The sequence below is a fragment of the Roseateles sp. P4_D2 genome (assembly GCF_056401875.1).
On sequence record NZ_JBFUIM010000003.1, the window covers coordinates 84633 to 104433 of the forward strand.

18 protein-coding genes are annotated in these 19801 nt (G+C 66.2%); 13 read left to right on the plus strand and 5 right to left on the minus strand.

Going from position 1 to position 19801, the window contains the following annotated elements:
• Positions 1-72 precede the first annotated feature (72 nt).
• The gene (locus AC1DW0_RS06250; RefSeq protein ID WP_056196384.1) at positions 73-1059 is read right to left on the minus strand and encodes a malate dehydrogenase; all 987 of its coding nucleotides are present in this window, start codon (positions 1057-1059) and stop codon (positions 73-75) included.
• A gap of 113 nt (positions 1060-1172) precedes the next feature.
• On the opposite strand from AC1DW0_RS06250, the gene AC1DW0_RS06255 reads away from it, so the two are divergent.
• From AC1DW0_RS06255 to purL, 11 genes are all read left to right on the plus strand, one after another.
• Positions 1173-1892, plus strand: coding sequence for a GntR family transcriptional regulator (locus AC1DW0_RS06255; protein ID WP_477945176.1), 720 nt, complete (start codon positions 1173-1175; stop codon positions 1890-1892).
• Between the two features lie 93 nt (positions 1893-1985).
• Entirely contained in the window at positions 1986-2414 is a 429-nt protein-coding gene (gene sdhC / locus AC1DW0_RS06260; protein ID WP_056196387.1) for a succinate dehydrogenase, cytochrome b556 subunit, read from the plus strand.
• 19 nt (positions 2415-2433) lie between these two features.
• Positions 2434-2793, plus strand: a complete 360-nt coding sequence (sdhD, locus tag AC1DW0_RS06265) for a succinate dehydrogenase, hydrophobic membrane anchor protein (protein ID WP_477945177.1) — start codon at positions 2434-2436, stop codon at positions 2791-2793.
• Entirely contained in the window at positions 2793-4559 is a 1767-nt protein-coding gene (sdhA, locus tag AC1DW0_RS06270) for a succinate dehydrogenase flavoprotein subunit (protein ID WP_477945178.1), read from the plus strand. Before sdhD ends, sdhA begins: the two co-directional genes overlap by 1 nt.
• Positions 4560-4587: 28 nt before the next feature.
• Positions 4588-5289 (plus strand): succinate dehydrogenase iron-sulfur subunit, encoded by a 702-nt coding sequence (locus AC1DW0_RS06275; RefSeq protein WP_457325955.1) that lies wholly within the window; start codon positions 4588-4590, stop codon positions 5287-5289.
• A gap of 2 nt (positions 5290-5291) precedes the next feature.
• The gene (locus AC1DW0_RS06280) at positions 5292-5552 is read left to right on the plus strand and encodes an FAD assembly factor SdhE (protein ID WP_056196396.1); all 261 of its coding nucleotides are present in this window, start codon (positions 5292-5294) and stop codon (positions 5550-5552) included.
• Positions 5553-5585: 33 nt separating this feature from the next.
• A complete protein-coding gene (gene gltA, locus AC1DW0_RS06285) occupies positions 5586-6896 on the plus strand; it encodes a citrate synthase (protein WP_056196400.1) in 1311 nt (436 codons plus the stop codon).
• Between the two features lie 74 nt (positions 6897-6970).
• Positions 6971-7894: a ribokinase gene (locus AC1DW0_RS06290; protein ID WP_457355101.1), complete on the plus strand. Its 924-nt coding sequence runs from the start codon at positions 6971-6973 to the stop codon at positions 7892-7894.
• A 19-nt stretch (positions 7895-7913) separates the two neighbouring features.
• Positions 7914-9224, plus strand: coding sequence for a TRZ/ATZ family hydrolase (locus AC1DW0_RS06295; protein ID WP_457355099.1), 1311 nt, complete (start codon positions 7914-7916; stop codon positions 9222-9224).
• Entirely contained in the window at positions 9221-9628 is a 408-nt protein-coding gene (locus AC1DW0_RS06300; RefSeq protein ID WP_457355097.1) for a hypothetical protein, read from the plus strand. Before AC1DW0_RS06295 ends, AC1DW0_RS06300 begins: the two co-directional genes overlap by 4 nt.
• A 75-nt stretch (positions 9629-9703) precedes the next feature.
• Positions 9704-13669: a phosphoribosylformylglycinamidine synthase gene (gene purL / locus AC1DW0_RS06305; RefSeq protein ID WP_477945179.1), complete on the plus strand. Its 3966-nt coding sequence runs from the start codon at positions 9704-9706 to the stop codon at positions 13667-13669.
• Here the strand turns inward: purL and AC1DW0_RS06310 are convergent.
• The 4 genes from AC1DW0_RS06310 to AC1DW0_RS06325 all read right to left on the minus strand — a co-directional run bounded on the left by AC1DW0_RS06310 (position 13666) and on the right by AC1DW0_RS06325 (position 16564).
• Entirely contained in the window at positions 13666-14127 is a 462-nt protein-coding gene (locus tag AC1DW0_RS06310) for an SRPBCC family protein (protein WP_477945180.1), read from the minus strand. The two genes, purL and AC1DW0_RS06310, sit on opposite strands and share 4 nt — an antisense overlap.
• Positions 14124-14477: an ArsR/SmtB family transcription factor gene (locus AC1DW0_RS06315; protein WP_457322962.1), complete on the minus strand. Its 354-nt coding sequence runs from the start codon at positions 14475-14477 to the stop codon at positions 14124-14126. Before AC1DW0_RS06315 ends, AC1DW0_RS06310 begins: the two co-directional genes overlap by 4 nt.
• Complete coding sequence (locus AC1DW0_RS06320; protein WP_477945181.1) at positions 14446-15120, minus strand: glutathione S-transferase family protein; 675 nt, start codon at positions 15118-15120, stop codon at positions 14446-14448. The genes AC1DW0_RS06315 and AC1DW0_RS06320 overlap by 32 nt, the downstream gene beginning before the upstream one ends.
• Positions 15121-15232: 112 nt before the next feature.
• Positions 15233-16564, minus strand: a complete 1332-nt coding sequence (locus AC1DW0_RS06325; RefSeq protein ID WP_477945182.1) for an MFS transporter — start codon at positions 16562-16564, stop codon at positions 15233-15235.
• A gap of 114 nt (positions 16565-16678) precedes the next feature.
• Here AC1DW0_RS06325 and cyoA point away from each other — a divergent pair, with 114 nt between their 5' ends.
• A complete protein-coding gene (gene cyoA, locus AC1DW0_RS06330; protein WP_477945183.1) occupies positions 16679-17755 on the plus strand; it encodes a ubiquinol oxidase subunit II in 1077 nt (358 codons plus the stop codon).
• Positions 17756-17764: 9 nt separating this feature from the next.
• Positions 17765-19789, plus strand: coding sequence for a cytochrome o ubiquinol oxidase subunit I (gene cyoB / locus AC1DW0_RS06335; protein WP_477945184.1), 2025 nt, complete (start codon positions 17765-17767; stop codon positions 19787-19789).
• Positions 19790-19801 lie beyond the last annotated feature (12 nt).

Here is a 19801-nt window from a genome sequence, read left to right on the forward strand (position 1 = left end):
AAGCAAAAAAAAGACACCCTCGCAAGGGTGTCTCGCAGCTGGCTGACGGGCGAGCCCGCCGTCGATGCCGCCTCAGAGCAGGTGCTTGACGCCGTCCTGCTCGTCCGTCAGTTCCTTCAGCGTCTTGTTGATGCACTCTTGCGAGAACTCGTCGATGCTGATGCCCTGCACGATCTTGTACTCGCCGCCTTCGCAGGTGACGGGGTAGCCGAACATGACTTCCTTGGGGATGCCGTATTCGCCGCCCGAGGGGATGCCCATCGTCACCCACTTGCCGTTGGTGCCCAGCGCCCAGTCGCGCATGTGGTCGATGGCGGCATTGGCGGCCGAAGCGGCCGACGACAGGCCGCGAGCGGCAATGATGGCCGCGCCGCGCTTGCCGACGGTCGGCAGGAAGGTGTTGCGGTTCCAGTCTTCGTCGTTGATCAGCGCCTTGACCGACTGGCCGTCGATGGTGGCGTTGCGGTAGTCGGCGTACATCGTGGGCGAGTGGTTGCCCCAGACGGCCAGCTTCTCGATCGAGCCGACCGGCTTGCCGGTCTTGGAGGCGATTTGCGAGGCAGCGCGGTTGTGGTCCAGGCGCAGCATGGCGGTGAAGTTCTTGGCCGGCAGGTCCGGGGCCGACTTCATGGCGATGTAGGCATTGGTGTTGGCGGGGTTGCCGACCACCAGCACGCGCACGTTGCGCGAGGCGACGGCGTTCAGGGCCTTGCCCTGCACCGTGAAGATCTGGGCGTTCGCGGCCAGCAGGTCGGCGCGTTCCATGCCGGGGCCGCGCGGGCGGGCGCCGACGAGCAGGGCGTAGTCGGTGTCCTTGAAGGCGGTCATCGGGTCGCTGTGGGCCTCGATGCCGGCCAGCAGCGGGAAGGCGCAGTCTTCGAGTTCCATGATCACGCCCTTCAGCGCGTTCTGAGCCTTCTCGTCGGGAATCTCCAGCAGCTGCAGGATGACGGGCTGGTCCTTGCCCAGCATTTCGCCGGAGGCGATGCGGAACAGCAGGGCGTAGCCAATCTGGCCAGCTGCGCCGGTGACGGCGACGCGAACGGGTTTCTTGCTCATGGAGATCTCCGGGGACAGTTGATGAAGCTGGTGTCTAGGCGGCGCCGCGCGCATCGCCTGAAGGCGGGGAAGTGTACGGGCATACCCTGTGCTGCAATGCGCGCATGCCCCCAATGAAGCCAAGGCCGCCCGCCCCCCTGTACGAGCAAATCCGCCAGCTGATCGTTGCGGCGCTGGCAGCGGGCGAGTGGCGGCCGGGCGACGCCCTGCCCAGCGAGGCCGCGCTGGCCGAGCGCTTCCATGCCAGTTCGGGCACCGTCAGAAAGGCGATGGACGAACTGGCAGCGGCCCATGTCGTCGAGCGCCGCCAGGGCGCCGGCACCTTTGTGTCGACGCATACCGCGCCGCGCGACGCCTACCGCTTCCTGCGCCTGGTGGCCGACGATGGCACCACCGGCCTCACGCGCGAGCTGCTGCATTGCCGGCGGGCGCGGGCGACAGCCGAGACGGCGCGGCCCCTGCATCTGCGCACGTCCGAGCCCGTCCTCGAGGTCAGGCGGCTGCTGTTGCGGCGCGGCCGCGCTGTCGTGCTCGACGACCTCTGGCTGCCGGAACGGCACTTCCGCGGGCTCAGCAGCGAAGTCATCAACGCCTACCCCGGCACGTTGTACGCGCTGTTCGAGGAGCGCTTCCAGGTGCACATGGTGCGCGCCGAGGAGAAGCTGCGTGCAGTGGCGGCCACCGCCGAGGCCGCCGAACTGCTGGGTGTTGCCGACGGCGCACCCCTGCTCAGTGTCGAGCGCGTGGCGTTCACCTATGGCGACCGACCGGTCGAATTGCGTCGCGGGCTTTACCACACCGAAGCAGACCACTACCTCAATGAGTTGAACTGAATCTGACAATGCCGCAGTGCAGCAAGTGCGAAGGTTGACGGGGATCTAGGCCCTAGAATCTTTCGGTTTCACATTGATTACGCAGGCTCGACCATGACGGACAGTGTCAAGAAAAGACCGGTCTATACCAATATTCACGTCACACAGATCGTCAGCTACCGCCTCCCGCCTGCCGGCATCGTCTCCATCCTGCATCGCATCAGCGGCTTTCTGATGTTCCTGCTGCTGCCCTTCGTGGTCTGGATGCTGGACAGCAGCCTGAGCACGGAAATCTCCTTCGAGACCTTCACGAACGTGTTCGTGGCCGGCTTCGCAGGCATCCCGGGCTGGTTCGTCAAGCTGGTGGCGCTGGGCCTGATCTGGGGCTATCTGTTCCATTTCATCGCCGGCGTGCGCCACCTGTGGATGGACGCGACGCACAGCGTCAGCAAGGCCCAGGGCCACAACTCGGCAATGGTCACACTGGTCCTCAGCACGCTGCTGACGTTGCTGCTGGGCGCCAAGCTGTTCGGTCTGTACTGAGCCCTCGAGGACAACAACAATGAGTACTTTCGGCTCCAAGCGCATCGTCGTCGGTGCGCATTACGGCCTGCGTGACTGGCTCGCGCAACGCGTCACCGCCGTGCTGATGGCCCTGTTTACCGTCGTGCTGCTGGTGCAGGTGCTGATGCCCGGCGCCCTCGGCTATGACCGCTGGGCGGGGATCTTTTCCCAGCAGTGGATGAAGGTCATCACCTTCGTGACCATCCTGTCCCTGGCCTATCACGCCTGGGTCGGCATGCGTGACATCTGGATGGATTACGTGAAGCCTGTCGGCGTGCGCCTGGCACTGCAGGTGTTCACGCTCGTTTGGCTTGTGGGTTGCGCTGGTTGGGCGATCCAGGTTCTGTGGAGACTCTGATGGCGCAGCTTGCGACCCGTAAGTTTGATGTGGTGATCGTCGGGGCCGGTGGCTCCGGCATGCGCGCCTCGCTGCAACTGGCATTGGCCGGCCTGAACGTGGCCGTGCTGTCCAAGGTCTTCCCGACCCGCTCGCACACCGTCGCCGCGCAAGGCGGCATCGGCGCGTCCCTGGGCAACATGTCCGAGGACAACTGGCACTACCACTTCTTCGACACCGTCAAGGGTTCGGACTGGCTGGGCGACCAGGACGCCATCGAGTTCATGTGCCGCGAGGCGCCCAAGGTCGTCTACGAGCTTGAGCACTTCGGCATGCCCTTCGACCGCAATGCCGACGGCACCATCTACCAGCGCCCGTTCGGCGGCCACACCGCCAACTACGGCGAGAAGCCCGTGCAGCGCGCCTGCGCCGCGGCCGACCGCACCGGCCACGCGCTGCTGCACACGCTCTATCAGCAAAACGTCAAGGCGCGCACGCAGTTCTTCGTCGAGTGGATGGCGCTGGACATCATCCGCGACGCCGAGGGCGATGCCGTCGGCGTGACCGCGCTGGAGATGGAGACGGGCGAGGTCCAGATCCTGCACGCCAAGACCGTGCTGCTGGCCACCGGCGGCGCCGGCCGCATCTTCGCGGCCTCCACCAACGCCTTCATCAACACTGGTGACGGCCTGGGCATGGCGGCGCGTGCCGGCATCCCGCTGGAAGACATGGAGTTCTGGCAGTTCCACCCCACCGGCGTGGCCGGCGCGGGCGTGCTGCTGACCGAGGGCTGCCGCGGTGAAGGCGCGATCCTGCGCAACAGCAACGGCGAGCGCTTCATGGAGCGCTATGCCCCGACGCTGAAGGACCTGGCGCCGCGCGACTTCGTGTCCCGCTCGATGGACCAGGAGATCAAGGAAGGTCGCGGCTGCGGTCCCAACAAGGACCATGTGCTGCTGGACATGACCCACCTGGGCGCCGAGACGATTGCCAAGCGCCTGCCGTCGGTGCTGGAGATTGGCCACAACTTCGCCAACGTCGACATCACCAAGGAACCGATTCCTGTCGTGCCGACCATCCACTACCAGATGGGTGGCATCCCGACGAACGTCCATGGCCAGGTCGTCATCCCCAAGAACGGCAAGCCCAACGACATCATCAACGGCCTCTACGCCGTCGGTGAGTGCTCCTGCGTGTCGGTGCACGGCGCCAACCGCCTGGGTACCAACTCGCTGCTGGACCTGCTTGTGTTCGGCCGCGCGGCCGGCAACCACATCGTCGACTTCAACCTGAAGACCAAGTCCCACAAGGACCTGCCCAAGGACGCTGCCGACAAGACCCTGGCGCGCCTGGCGCGCCTGGACTCGGCCACCAATGGCGAGTACTCGCAGGACGTCGCCAACGACATCCGCGCCGCCATGCAGCAGCACGCCGGCGTGTTCCGCACCCAGGCGTCGATGGACGAAGGTGTGGCCAAGATCAAGGAAATCGCCAAGCGTGTCGGCAGCATCGGCCTGAAGGACAAGTCCAAGGTCTTCAACACGGCCCGTGTCGAAGCGCTGGAAGTCGAGAACCTCATCGAAGCCGCCCAGGCCACGATGATCTCGGCCGCCGCCCGCCCCGAGAGCCGCGGTGCCCACGCGCACAACGACTACCCGAACCGCGACGACGCGAACTGGATGAAGCACACGCTGTGGTACTCCGAAGGCAACCGCCTGGACTACAAGCCTGTCAATCTCACGCCGCTGACGGTTGAGTCGGTGCCCCCGAAGGTCCGTACCTTCTGACGCCGCGCCGAGCAAGGATCAAGACATCATGAAGCGCACCTTCCAGATCTACCGCTACGACCCCGACAAGGACGCCAAGCCCTACATGCAGACCCTCGAGGTCGAGCTGGATGGCCATGAGCGCATGCTGCTCGACGCGCTGGTCAAGCTGAAGGCCGTCGACCCGACGCTGTCCTTCCGCCGCTCCTGCCGCGAAGGCGTCTGCGGCTCGGACGCGATGAACATCAACGGCAAGAACGGTCTGGCCTGCCTGACCAACATGCTGACGCTGCCGGGCACCATCACGTTGAAGCCGCTGCCGGGCCTGCCCGTCGTGCGCGACCTCATCGTCGACATGACGCAGTTCTTCAAGCAGTACCACTCGATCAAGCCCTATCTCGTCAACGACAACATCCCGCCCGACAAGGAGCGGCTGCAGTCGCCCGTCGAGCGCGAGGAGCTGGACGGCCTGTACGAGTGCATCCTGTGCGCGAGCTGCTCGACGAGCTGCCCGAGCTTCTGGTGGAACCCCGACAAGTTCGTCGGCCCGGCCGGCCTGCTGCAGGCCTACCGCTTCATCGCCGACAGCCGCGACGAAGCCACCGCGGAGCGCCTGGACAACCTCGAAGACCCGTACCGCCTGTTCCGCTGCCACACCATCATGAACTGCGTGGACGTCTGCCCCAAGGGCCTGAACCCCACGAAGGCCATCGGCAAGATCAAGGAATTGATGGTCCGCCGCGCGGTCTGACGATGGCTGAAGTGATCGGTGAACGGGAACTCTCCAAGCTGCGCTGGCGCTGCCGTCGGGGCCTGCTCGAGAACGACATCTTCATCGAGCGCTTCTTCAACCGTCATCCCGAAGGCATCAGCCTCAGCCATGCCGAAGGCCTGACTGCGCTGATGGACCTGGCCGACAACGACCTTTTGGATCTGTTACTGCGCCGCAAGGAACCCAGTGGTGAAATCGACACCATTGCCGTGCGAGGCGTGCTCGCCGATCTGCGCACCTGACACCAGTTTTTCAAAGCCTCAAAGGACTGCACCATGACCCCGTCCGACGTGAAAGCCACCCTGTCGTTCTCCGACGGCAGCCCCTCGATGGACCTGCCCCTGTACAAGGGCAGCATCGGCCCGGATGTCATCGACATCCGCAAGCTCTACGCGCAGACCGGCAAGTTCACCTACGACCCCGGCTTCCTGTCGACGGCGTCGTGCAACTCGACCATCACCTACATCGACGGCGACAAGGGTGAGCTGCTCTACCGCGGCTACCCCATCGAGCAGCTCGCGGTGAACTGCGACTACCTTGAGACCTGCTATCTGCTGCTGTACGGAGAGCTGCCGAACGCGGCCGAGAAGGCCAATTTCGAAGACCGTGTGATGCACCACACCATGGTCAACGAGCAGATGCAGTTCTTCCTGCGGGGCTTTCGCCGGGACGCCCACCCGATGGCCGTCATGACCGGCCTGGTGGGTGCGATGTCCTCGTTCTATCACGACAGCACCGACATCAATAACCCCGAGCACCGCGAGATTTCGGCCATCCGCCTGATCGCCAAGATGCCCACGCTCGTGGCCATGGCCTACAAGTACACCGTCGGCCAGCCCTACATCTACCCGAAGAACGACCTCAGCTACGCCGGCAACTTCATGCGCATGATGTTTGCCACGCCTTGCGAGGACTACAGCCCCAACCCGGTGCTGGTGCGCGCCATGGACCGCATCTTCACGCTGCATGCCGACCATGAGCAGAACGCGTCGACCTCGACCGTGCGCCTGTGCGGTTCGTCGGGCACCAACCCGTTCGCGGCCATCGCGGCCGGCGTGGCCTGCCTGTGGGGCCCCGCGCACGGCGGCGCCAACGAGGCCTGCCTGAACATGCTGGGCGACATCCAGAAGCAGGGCGGCGTTGCCCGCATCGGCGAGTTCGTCAACAAGGTCAAGGACAAGAACTCCGGCGTCAAGCTGATGGGCTTCGGCCACCGGGTCTACAAGAACTACGACCCGCGCGCCAAGCTGATGCGCGAGACCTGCCACGAAGTGCTGAGCGAGCTGGGCCTGGAAAACGACCCGCTGTTCGAGTTGGCCATGAAGCTGGAAAAGATCGCGCTGGAAGACGAGTACTTCGTTGCCCGCAAGCTGTATCCGAACGTCGACTTCTACTCGGGCATCGTGCAGCGCGCCATCGGCATCCCCGTGCCGCTGTTCACCGCCATCTTCGCGCTGGCCCGCACGGTCGGCTGGATCGCCCAGCTCAATGAGATGATCGGCGACCCCGAGTACAAGATCGGCCGCCCGCGCCAGCTCTTCGTCGGCGCCACGCCGCGCGACGTCAAGCCCATCGCCCAGCGCTGATCGCTGAACGACACTTAGCGCCTCATGCGAACCCCTCGGTCTTCCCGAGGGGTTCTTTCGTTTTGGGAACCCTGATGACCCGTCCTGAGATCCTCGTCCTCGGCAGCGTCAACCGCGACCTCATCGTGCATGCGCCGCGGCTGCCGCTGCCGGGCGAGACGCTGCGCGGCCAGCGCTTCGGCTCCTGCCTGGGCGGCAAGGGCGCCAACCAGGCCGTGGCCGCGGCGCGCCTAGGTGCCCGCGTGGCACTGGCTGCACGGGTGGGCCTGCTGGAGAACGGCGCGGCCATGGTGACCCAACTGATCGCGGAAGGCGTCGACACGCGCGCGATTGCCCAGCCAGCCGACGAGGTGCCCGGCGTGGCGCTCATCGTCGTCGGTGCCGAGGACGCAGAGAACCAGATCGTCACCGTCGCCGGCTCCAACGGCACGCTGCCGCTGGAGCAGGTCGAAGCCCTGGACATGGCGGGTCTGCGCTGGCTGGTCGCCCAGCAGGAGCTACCGCTGCAGAGCGTCGCCCGAGCCTTCGAGCGCGCCCGCGCGGCCGGTGTGAAGACCGTGCTGAACGCCGCACCTTTTCGCGCCGGTTGTGAGGCTTTGTTGCCGCTGGTCGACCTGCTCGTCGTCAATGCGCTGGAAGCCCAGGCCCTGATCACGACGCTGGGCGGTGGCGCCGCCGAACCCGAGACGCTGGCCCGGGCCTTGCGCGCCAAAGGCCCGGCGGCGGTCCTCGTGTCGCTGGGCGCCGAAGGCCTGTGCTGGATCGACGCGGAAGGTGTCCGCCGCGTGCCCGCCCGTGTCGTGAAGGCCGTCGACACCGTCGGCGCTGGCGATACCCTCGTTGGGGCCCTCATCACCGCGTTGGCCGAGGGCCAGCCCATCGAGAACGCGCTCGCCTTCGCCCAGGCCGCAGCGGCCCTGGCCGTGTCCCGCGCCGGCGTGCAGGACGCGATGCCGCGCCGCGCGGAAGTCGAGCAACTCCTCACGCAAACAAACTGAATCCCACAAGGAGAACAAGATGCCCCAGACCCTGCTGCTGCCCCGCTGGATCCTGACCATGAAGGCCGGCGAAGACACGCTGGAAAACCACGCGCTGCTGATCGACGGCGAGCGCATCGCGGCCGTCGGCCCGCGCGAGACGCTGCTGGCCCAGTATCCCCAGGCCGAGCGCGTCGAGCTGCCCGAGCAGATCCTCATTCCCGGCCTCATCAACGCCCATGCCCACTCGGCCATGACGCTGCTGCGCGGCGTGGCCGATGACGTGCCGCTGATGGACTGGCTGCAGAACCACATCTGGCCGCTGGAGAAGAAGTGGGTCAGCGAGGAGTGGACGTATCTGGGCTCCAAGCTCGCGGCCGCCGAAGGCCTGCGCAGCGGCACGACCTACATCAACGACATGTACTTCTTCCCGACCGCGATGGCCCGTGCCGCCGTGGACTCGGGCGTGCGTGCCGCCGTGTCGATGAACGTCATCGACTTCCCCACCGGCTATGCCTCGGGCCCCGACGACTACATCGCCAAGGGCATCGCCGCCTACGAACAGTACAAGGGCGAGAAGCTGCTGGACTGGACGAGTGCGCCGCACGCGCCCTACACGGTGTCCGACGAGACCTTCATCAAGCTGCGCGACCTGGCCGAGAAGCTGGACATCCAGATGCATTGCCACATCCACGAGACGGCGGGCGAGGTGGAAGACGGTTTGAAACAGTTCGGCGTGCGGCCGCTGGAACGGCTGACTAAGCTGGGACTGATGAACGAACGCATGATCGCGGTCCACATGGTCCACCTGAATAACGCCGAGATCGAGCTGATGGCCAAGAACGGCGTGCACCTGGTGCACAACCCCAACTCCAACCTGAAGCTGGCTTCGGGCGTCATGCCGCTCCAACGCCTGGAAGCCGCTGGCGTCAATACGGTGCTTGGCACCGACGGCGCAGCGTCCAACAATCGTCTCGACATGTTCGGTGAGATCCGCTCAGCAGCGCTGTTAGCCAAGGGCATCACTGGCGACCCGACCGTGGCCACGGCGCGCACCGCTTTGGAGATGGCGACCATCCGTGCCGCCAAGGCCATGGGCCGCGCCGACGACCTCGGTTCGCTGGAGGTCGGCAAGCTGGCCGACTGCGTCGCCGTGTCGCTGGACAGCGTCGAATGCCAGCCCGTGTACAACGCCGCGGCGCAGCTTGTCTATGTTGCCGGCCGCGAGCACGTCAGCAATGTCTGGATCGGCGGCCGCCAGGTGCTGCGTGAGCGCCAACCGGTCACGATCGATGTGCCGGCACTGATGGCCGAGGTGCGCGACGTCGTCGGCCGAATGAAAGCGCCATGACCAGAGCGTGGAGCCAGCACGGCCGCTTCAGCCTCAATTGGCGTGGCGATGTGCTGGTTCTGCGCCTTGAAGGGACCTGGAACGAGGTGGCCGCCACGCGGCTGCGCCAAGAGGGCGGCCGCCTGGCTCGTGAGCGTGCCGGCCGTCCCTGGGGCCTGCTGAGCGACACCGCCGCCTGGGAAGGCGCCACGCCCGAGGCGCTGGATGGCATCTGGGCCTTTTTCGAAGACGCCCTGGCCCATGACCTCGCCGCGGCGGCCACGGTCATCCCCGACAGTTTCCAGGCCCTCATCATCCAGCCGATGGCAGCCCGCGCCGCCACGCTGACCAACTTCCACGGGTGCGCCAGCGTCGCCGAGGCCGAGGCCTGGTTGCGCAGTCGCGGTCTCAGTCTGGGCGCGTAGCCGGCGCGGCGCTTGCGGCCGCCTAGAATGCTGGTTTCCCCTTACGCCGGCCGCGCGGCCCCGCCTCCCGACGCCATGACCCGCACCCTGCATCTGCAATGTTTCGAGGGCGGCAACGCCTTGTCCGCCTTCCGTGCCCAAGCCCTGCTGGGCCGGCTGCAACAGGTCAACGAGCGCATCAGCGCCGTCAGTGCCCGCGCGGTGCACTGGGTCTGGACGGACACGGCGATGGCCGGCGATGCGCTCCAGCGCTTCGAGGCGCTGCTGACCTATGGCGAACCGGCCGCAGCTGCAGCCACCGGCGACCTCGTCGTCGTCGCGCCGCGCTTCGGTACGGTCAGCCCCTGGGCGTCCAAGGCCACCGACATTGCACGCAACTGCGGCCTGGCGCTCAAGCGCGTCGAGCGCGTCGTTGAATACCGCGTCGCCCTCAAGCCCGGCCTGCTCGGCGGCGCCAAGTCGCTGAGCGAAGCCGACCTGCAGGCCTGCGCCGAACTGCTGCATGACCGCATGACCGAGTCGGTGTGCTTCACCCGCGAAGCCACCGCCCATCTGTTCGACGAACGCACGGCCGAGCCGCTCGCGCATGTCGACGTACTCGGCCAGGGCCGCGCGGCGCTGGAGAAGGCCAATGTTGAATTCGGCCTGGCGCTGTCGGCCGACGAGATCGACTACCTCGACACCAACTTCAGGAAGCTCGGCCGCAACCCCAGCGACGTCGAACTGATGATGTTCGCCCAGGCCAACAGCGAGCACTGCCGTCACAAGATCTTCAATGCGAGCTTCATCGTCGATGGCGAGGCCCAGCCGCTGAGCCTGTTCGGCATGATCCGCAACACCGAGAAGCTGAACCCGCAGCACACGGTCGTCGCCTACTCGGACAACGCCGCCATCATGGAAGGCCACGCCATCCAGYGCTGGATGGCCGCCGACGCGCCGGGCTCGGCCTACACGGCCCGCGCCGAGCAGGCCGAGGTGCTGATGAAGGTGGAGACGCACAACCACCCGACGGCCATCTCGCCCTTCCCGGGTGCGTCCACGGGCGCTGGCGGCGAGATCCGCGATGAAGGCGCCACCGGCCGCGGTTCCAAGCCCAAAGCGGGCCTGACCGGCTTTTCGGTGTCCAACCTGCATCTGCCGGGTTTGAACGAGCCCTGGGAGCAGAACCCCGTGGGCAAGCCGGCGCATATCGCGTCGGCGCTGCAGATCATGATCGAGGGCCCGCTCGGTGGCGCGGCCTTCAACAACGAGTTCGGCCGGCCGAATCTGGCGGGTTATTTCCGCGTCTACGAGCAGACCGTGGACGGCGTGCGCCGCGGCTATCACAAGCCCATCATGATTGCCGGCGGCCTGGGCACCATCCGCTCGGACCTGACGAGGAAGATCGAGTTCCCGGCCGGCAGCCTGCTGATCCAGCTGGGCGGCCCCGGCATGCGCATCGGCATGGGCGGCAGCGCGGCCAGTTCGATGGCGGCGGGCACCAACACGGCCGACCTGGACTTCGACTCCGTGCAGCGCGGCAACCCTGAGATCGAACGGCGTGCGCAGGAGGTCATCAATCACTGCTGGGGCCTCGGGCAAGAGAACCCGGTGCTGGCCATCCACGACGTCGGCGCGGGCGGCATCTCGAATGCCTTCCCGGAACTTGTCAACGACGCCGGCCGCGGCGCGCGCTTTGACCTGCGCAAGGTGCCGCTGGAGGAGTCGGGTCTCGCGCCGAAGGAAATCTGGTGCAACGAGAGCCAGGAGCGCTATGTGCTGGCCATCGCGCCGGGCAGCCTGGATCGTTTTGCGGCGATGTGCGCGCGTGAGCGCTGCCCCTTCGCCGTCGTCGGCGTCGTCACCGAAGAGCGCGACCTGAAGCTGGTCGATGGCGACACGGAAGTGACCGACCACCCCATCGACATGCCCATGGACGTGCTGCTCGGCAAGCCGCCCAAGATGCAGCGCGACGTCAAGCGCGTGGCCCGCAGCGGCGGCGCGCTGGACCTGTCCGGTGTCAAGCTGGAGCAGGCGGCGTTCGACGTGCTGCGCCACCCGACCGTTGCAGCCAAGCGCTTCCTCGTCACCATCGGCGACCGCACCGTGGGCGGCCTGAACCACCGCGACCAGATGGTCGGCCCCTGGCAGGTGCCGGTGGCGGACTGCGCCGTCACGCTGGCCGACTTCAACGGCTTTGCCGGCGAAGCGATGAGCATGGGCGAGCGCACGCCGCTGGCGTCCGTCAACGCGCCGGCTTCCGGCCGCATGGCCGTGGCCGAGGCCATCACCAACCTGCTGGCCGCGCCCTTCGAGCTGCCGCGCGTGAAGCTCAGCGCGAACTGGATGGCCGCCTGCGGCGAAGCGGGTGAAGACGCTGCGCTGTTCGACACGGTCAAGGCCGTCGGCATGGAGCTGTGCCCGGCGCTGGGCATCTCGATCCCGGTCGGCAAGGACTCCTTGTCGATGCGCACCAAGTGGGATGGCCAACAGGTCACCGCGCCGGTGTCGCTGATCGTCACGGCCTTTGCCAGCATCGCCGACGTTCGCGGCACGCTGACGCCGGAATGGCAGCGCGAGGACTCGTGCGCCATCCTCATCGACCTCGGCCAGGGCCAGCACCGCATGGCCGGATCGATCCTGGCGCAGACGCTGAACCAGTTCGGCGCCGATGTGCCCGACCTGGACGAGCCCAAGCTGCTGGTTTCGCTGGTCAATGCCATCAACGAACTGCGCACCGAGAGCAAGCTGCTGGCCTATCACGACCGTTCGGACGGCGGCCTGTGGGCGGCTGCCTGCGAAATGGCCTTTGCTGGCCAGACCGGCCTGAGCCTGAACGTGGACATGCTGGTCACCGAAGGGGACGGCATCAGCGACAGCCGCGCCGACATGGGCGACTCCAAGAACTGGGCCGCCCAGGTCAGCGCCCGTCGCGAGGAGCTGACGCTGCGCGCGCTGTTCAGCGAGGAACTGGGCGCGTTGATCCAGGTGCGCGCGGCCGACCGCGACGCCGTCATGCAGGTGCTGCGCGCGCATGGCCTGTCCAAGCATTCGCATGTCGTGGCCAAGCCGAATGCGGCGCGACAGATGGAAGTCTGGCGCGATGCGAAGAAGGTCTTTGCTGCTGACCTCTCGGCGCTGCAGCAGACCTGGGATGAGGTGAGCTGGCGGATCGCCAAACTGCGCGACAACCCGGCCGGCGCCGATGCTGAACACGCGGCGGCTGGCAAGGCGGATGACCCTGGTCTGCACGTGCACCTGACGTTCACGCCGGAAGCACCGTTCGTCTCAACGGGTGCCCGCCCCAAGGTCGCCATCTTGCGCGAGCAAGGCGTGAACTCGCATGTCGAGATGGCCTATGCGATGTCGCTGGGCGGCTTCGACAGCTTCGACGTGCACATGAGCGACCTGCAGTCGGGTGCCGTCAAGCTGGACGCCTTTGCAGCCTTCGTCGCTTGCGGCGGCTTCAGCTATGGCGACACCCTGGGCGCCGGCGAAGGCTGGGCGCGCAGCATCATGTTCAACCCGGTGCTGACCGAGCAGTTCCGTGCCTTCTTCTCCCGCTCCGACACCCTGGCCCTGGGCGTCTGCAACGGCTGCCAGATGCTGGCCGCACTCGCGCCCATCATCCCGGGCGCCGACGCCTGGCCGCGCTTCACGCGCAACCAGAGCGAGCAGTACGAGGCCCGCCTCGCGTTGGTCGAGGTGCTGGATTCGCCCAGCGTCTTCTTCAAGGGCATGGCCGGCAGCCGCGCGCCCATCGCCGTCGCTCACGGCGAGGGCTTTGCGAACTTCGCGCGCCAGGGCGATGCGAGCAAGGTCATCCAGGCCATGCGCTTTGTCGATAACCACGGCCAGGCGACCGAGGCCTATCCGTTCAACCCGAACGGCAGCCCGGGCGGCTTGACCTCGGTGACGACGGCCGATGGCCGCTTCACCGCGCTGATGCCTCACCCCGAGCGTGTCTTCCGCAACGTGCAGATGAGCTGGACCAGCGGCGACCGCGCGCTGCACAGCCCTTGGTTGCGAATGTTCCAGAACGCGCGCAAGGCGTTCGGTTAAGCGGCGTCGACTTCGAGCAACAGCCGGTCGAGGCCTTCTTCGGTGCCACGCCGGCGCTGCTCCAGGTCCATATGCCCGTCGAGATAGGCGAGCTGCTCGGTCAGCTTCAACGTCGAGCCAGCCGGGCTGTTGGAGAACTCCACGGTGACCAGTGAGGCCGACAGCGCGCGACCGTCCGCCGCCATCGAGTAGGCAAAGACGATGCGCGCCTGCGGCACGATGTCCAGGAACACCTTGTCGACGGCCAGCTGGGTACCGTCGGGCAGGGCGCTGCGGTAGATCTCCTGCCCGCCGGGGCGGAAGTCCATGCTGAACTCCGTGGCGTTCGTCTCGGCATGGCAGTCGGACCAGCGCTGCTTGGTGGCCGGGTCGGCCCAGGCGGCGAACACGCGGGTGGCCGAGGCCTTGAAGCGGCGCTCCAGCACGAAGCTGGTGTGGGCAGCGGGAGTCGTCGTCACGGTTGTTTGTCCTGTTCTTCGAGAAGGGCGTCGAGGGCGTCGAACTGGCGATGCCACATCGCCTTGCGCGTGGCCACCCAGTCCTCCAGGCCGCCAAAGGCATCGGGCGCGATGCGGTAAGTGCGCACGCGACCGGCCTTGTCCGATTGCACAAGGCCGCCCGCTTCCAGTGCCGCCAGGTGCTTCAACGCCGAGGGCAGGGCGATGCTCAAGGGCTTGGCGAGGTCCGACACCGAGGCCGGCCCGCGGCTGAGCTGGTCGACCATCGCGCGCCGGTTGCCGTCCGCCAACGCCGCGAAAAGGCGGTCCAGGCGCGCGTCAGTCGGCGAGGAAGCGAGCGGGGAGGGCATGGCGCAGAGGGTAGTACTGGAAGACGGGGCGAGCCTCGACGATGCAGCGCCAGACCGAGGGGCGGGCGAGCAGGCGCTCGAAATAGGCGCTGAGCTTGGCGTGTGCGGGCGAGAAGGGCCGCACGATGGCGGCATAGAACAGAGCCGGTGCAGCTGCGCAATCGGCCATCGTGAAGGACTCGCCTGCTGCCCACTCGCGGTCGCCGAGGCGGCGTTCGATGAGGTCGTAGGCCAGCCCCAAGTCGTTGACAGTGCCGGTCAGCGTGGCCGCGTCGCGCTCGGCCTCGGGGCGCAGCTGTTGGGCGATGAAGCGCTGCATGGGCGTCATCACATGCAGGTCGAAGACGCGGTCCCACAAACGCACTTCCAGCTGCGCCTCGAAGTCCTCGGGCAGCAGTTGCACGCGGCCCGGATGGTGGTGGTCCAGGTATTCGATCTGGATCGAGGTTTCGGGCACCACCCGCTCGCCATCGACCAGCAGCGGGATCTTGGCCGTGGGCCAGAGCGCTGCATAGGCCGTGCGTGCCACCGGGTCGCCGAGATTGACATTGCGGGCTTCGAACGGCGCACCGTTCTCGTAGAGGGCGATCAGGACCTTCCAGCAGTAGGAGGACAGCGGGTGGTAGTGCAGGGTCAGGGACATGGCGGCTCTAAAGTTTCCGTGATGGCTAAGTGTACGGAAACTTTCCGATAATGGAAACTGTTGGGGCAAAACAAAGGCGGGCCTGAGCCCGCCTTTGCCGGAGCGCGGGTCCTCAGTCTTGAACGACGGCCGCAGCCTGCAGCCGCTTGTTCACCCGCAGCGCCACCAGCGTGCAAACCACGCCCGACAGCAGGTAGAGGCTGAGCGACACCAAGCCGAAGCGTGAGGACAGGAAGAGGGCCACGACGGGCGCAAAGGCCGCGCCCAGCAGCCAGGCCATGTCGGCCGTCAGCGCCGCGCCGGTGTAGCGGAAGTGCGGCAGGAAGTTGGACGTCACCGAGCCGGCAGACTGGCCATAGGACAGGCCCAGCATCACGAAGCCGATCAGGATGAAGGCCGCCTGGCCCGGCTTGCCGCCGCCCAGCATCAGCGGCGCGAACAGCGCGAACACGCCGATGGCGATCGCCATCGTGCCGAGATAGCTGCGTCGGCCGATCTTGTCGGCGATGAGCCCGGACATCGGCATGGCGGCGGCGGCGAAGGCGGCGCCGAGCAGCTCCATCTTCATGAAGTCCTCGATGCCCTGCGCATCGGACAGAGCCACCCAGGACAGCGGGAACACGCTCACCAGGTGAAAGAGGGCATAGCTGGCCAGGGCTGCAAAGGCGCCGATGACGATGTGGTGGCCTTGGGCCGGCAGCAGCTCACGCAGATAGGCGGGGTCAAGCTCCTGCTCCTCCATGCGCTTCTCGTACTCATGCGTGACGACCAGGCGCAGCCGGGCGAACAGCGCGACGACGTTGATCGCGAAGGCCGTGAAGAAGGGGAAGCGCCAGCCCCAGGACAGGAAGTCCTTGGCATCGAGGTTGCCAAAGACGTACAGGAACACGCCCGAGGCGACAAAGAAGCCCAGTGGCGCGCCGAGCTGGCCCAGCATGGCGTACCAGCCGCGGCGGTCGGGCGGCGCGTTCAGCGCCAGCAGCGAGGGCAGGCCGTCCCAGGAGCCGCCCAAGGCCAGGCCCTGGCCGACGCGGGCCAGCGCCAGCAGCCAGATGGCCGCGCTACCGGCTTCGGCATATCCGGGCAGCAAGCCCATGCCGACCGTGGAGCAGCCGAGCAGGAAGAGGGCGGCGGTCAGCTTGGCGGAGCGGCCGAAATGGCGCTGGATGGACATGCCAATCAGCGTGCCGACCGGTCGGACGACGAATGCCAGCGCAAAGACCAGGAAGGCGTAAAGCGTGCCGGTCAGGCGGTCGGCAAAGGGGAAGAAGACCTGCGGGAAGACCAGCACCGAGGCGATGCCGAAGACGAAGAAGTCGAAATACTCCGACGCGCGGCCGATGATGACGCCGACTGCGATATCGCCGGGGGCGAGGTCCTCGTCCGTCCGGGTGGTCACGGGACCGGAATTGGGGTGATGGAAAGTACTACCTGCAACTGCCATTTCGGGCTTGTCTCCGTCTGTGCCTTGGACAAAATGTCCAATCGTTGATTTACCTCAATCAACTTACATTCCATCGCTGCGAGCAAGATCGTTAACCCTTGCGCGCGCCTCAGGATGTACCCCAACAAGTCTCTCCTCAACAGCGCCCTGGTCTTGTCAGCCAGCTTCGCTTTGTCTGGCTGCGATTGGATCGTGATGAAGCCGCATGGCGACATCGCGCAACAGCAGGCCCAGCTCATCGTCACATCCACGCTGCTGATGCTGCTGATCATCGTCCCGGTGATCGCGTTGACGCTGCTCTTTGCATACCGTTACCGCCAGTCCAATGAGGAGGCGACGTACGCGCCGGACTGGGACCATTCCACGCGTCTGGAACTCGTCATCTGGGGTGCGCCGCTGCTGATCATCATCGCGCTGGGCGCCATCACCTGGATCAGCACCCACAAGCTCGACCCCTTCCGCCCGCTGGACCGCATCGCCGAGGGCAGGCCCGTCGCCGCCGACGTGAAGCCGCTGGAGGTCTATGCGGTGTCGATGGACTGGAAGTGGCTCTTCATCTATCCCGAGCAGGGCATCGCGACCGTCAACGAACTGGCCGCGCCGGTGGACCGCCCCATCCACTTCCGCTTCACGTCCACCTCGGTGATGAACACCTTCTACGTGCCGGCCCTGGCCGGCATGATCTACGCGATGCCGGGCATGCAGACCCAGCTGCACGCCGTCATCAACAAGGCCGGCGTGTATGACGGCCTGTCGGCCCAGTACAGCGGTGCCGGCTTCTCGGACATGCGCTTCAAATTCCACGGTCTGACGGACGAAGAATTCGCGCGCTGGGTCGACGGCAACAAGGCCGGCGGCAACACGCTGACCCGTGCCGACTACCTCAAGCTCGAGCAGCCCAGCACCAAGGAACCCATTCGCCGCTTCGCCAGTGTCGAGCCCGGCCTTTGGAGCGCCATCGTCGACCGCTGCGTCGACGGCAAGAAGATGTGCGCCAGCCAGATGATGGCCATCGACGCAGCCGGCGGTGCCGGCAAGGGCGGCGTGGCCAGCACGATGCGCAGCCCCTGGCGCGATGCCGAAGGGAACAAGCGCGACCGCATGGTGGTGGCCGCGCTGTGCACGCCGACCAACCTGCAGGGCCTGCCTGTCGAAGCCCCCGAGGCTTCACCCGTCGCGCTGAAGAACTGAGACCGACCGATGTCCAATCCCGTCGTTGCCCAACACCAGACGCTCGATCAGCTGCATCCCATCCTCGGCCGCCTCGGCTGGGACTCGCTGCCGCTGCACGAGCCCATCCTCGTCGCCACCTTCATTGCCGTGGTGCTGGGCGGCGCGCTGGTATTCGCGCTGATCACCAAGTTCCGCCTCTGGGGCCATCTGTGGACCGACTGGATCACCAGCATCGACCACAAGAAGATCGGCATCATGTACATCATCCTGGGTGTCGTGATGCTGCTGCGCGGCTTCGCGGACGCGCTGATGATGCGCGCCCACCAGGCCATGGCCTTCGCCGACAACGCCGGCTTTCTGCCGCCGCACCACTACGACCAGGTTTTCACGGCCCACGGCGTCATCATGATCTTCTTCGTCGCGATGCCCTTCGTGACCGGGTTCATGAACTACGTCGTGCCGTTGCAGATCGGCGCACGCGACGTGGCCTTCCCCTTCCTGAACAACTTCAGCTTCTGGATGACGGCCGGCGGTGCCGTGCTGGTCATGCTGTCGCTGTTCATTGGCGAATTCGCCAAGACCGGCTGGCTGGCCTACCCGCCGCTGTCGGGCATCCTGGCGAGCCCCGATGTCGGCGTGGACTACTACCTGTGGTCGCTGCAGATCGCGGGGGTGGGCACGACGCTCTCGGGCATCAACCTGATCGCCACCATCATCAAGATGCGCGCGCCCGGCATGACCATGATGAAGATGCCCGTCTTCACGTGGACGTCGCTGTGCACCAACGTGCTCATCGTCGCGACCTTCCCGGTTCTCGCCGCGACGCTGGCGCTGCTGACGGCCGACCGCTACCTCGGCACCAACTTCTTCACCAACGACCTTGGCGGCAACGCCATGCTCTATGTGAACCTGATCTGGATCTGGGGCCACCCCGAGGTCTACATCCTGGTGCTGCCGGTGTTCGGCATCTTCTCGGAGGTCGTGTCCACCTTCAGCCGCAAGAAGCTGTTCGGCTATGCGTCCATGGTCTATGCCACGGTCGTCATCACCATCCTGTCCTACCTCGTCTGGCTGCACCACTTCTTCACGATGGGCTCGGGCGCGAGCGTGAACAGCTTCTTCGGCATCACGACGATGATCATCTCGATCCCGACGGGCGCCAAGATCTTCAACTGGCTGTTCACGATGTACCGTGGCCGCATCAAGTTCGAGGTGCCGATGCTGTGGACGGTGGGCTTCATGATCACCTTCACCATCGGCGGCATGACCGGCGTGCTGCTCGCCGTGCCGGCGGCCGACTTCGTGCTGCACAACAGCCTGTTCCTGATCGCCCACTTCCACAACGTCATCATCGGCGGCGTGGTGTTCGGCGCCTTCGCCGGCATCAACTACTGGTTCCCCAAGGCCTTCGGCTTCCGCCTCGACGCCTTCTGGGGCAAGGTCTCGTTCTGGTGCTGGTTCATCGGTTTCTGGGTCGCTTTCACGCCGCTGTACGTGCTGGGCCTGATGGGCATCACGCGCCGCGTCAGCCACTTCGATGACGTGACGCTGCAACCCTATTTCGTCGTCGCCGCCATCGGTGCGGGCATCGTGGCCTGCGGTATCGGTGCCTTCCTGGTGCAGATCGCCGTCAGCATCTGGCGTCGCAAGGAACTGGCCGACACGACGGGCGACATCTGGGGTGGCCGCACGCTGGAATGGTCCACATCCTCGCCGCCGCCGGACTACAACTTCGCCTTCACGCCCGTCGCCCACGAGATGGACGCCTGGCACGACATGAAGCAGCGCAATGCCGAGCGCCCTCGCCAAGGCTTCGTGGCCATCCACATGCCCAGGAACACCGGCGCCGGATTCATCATCGCCATGCTGGCCACGGCCATGGGCTTCGCGCTGATCTGGCATATGTACTGGATCGCCGCGGCGACCTTTGCCGCCACCGTCATCGCGTCCATCGTCCACACCTTCAACTACGACCGTGACTTCCACATCCCGGCCGATGCGGTGACCCGCACCGAGGACGAGCGCACCCGCGCGCTTGCTTCCGCCGCCTGACCGGGAGACAGC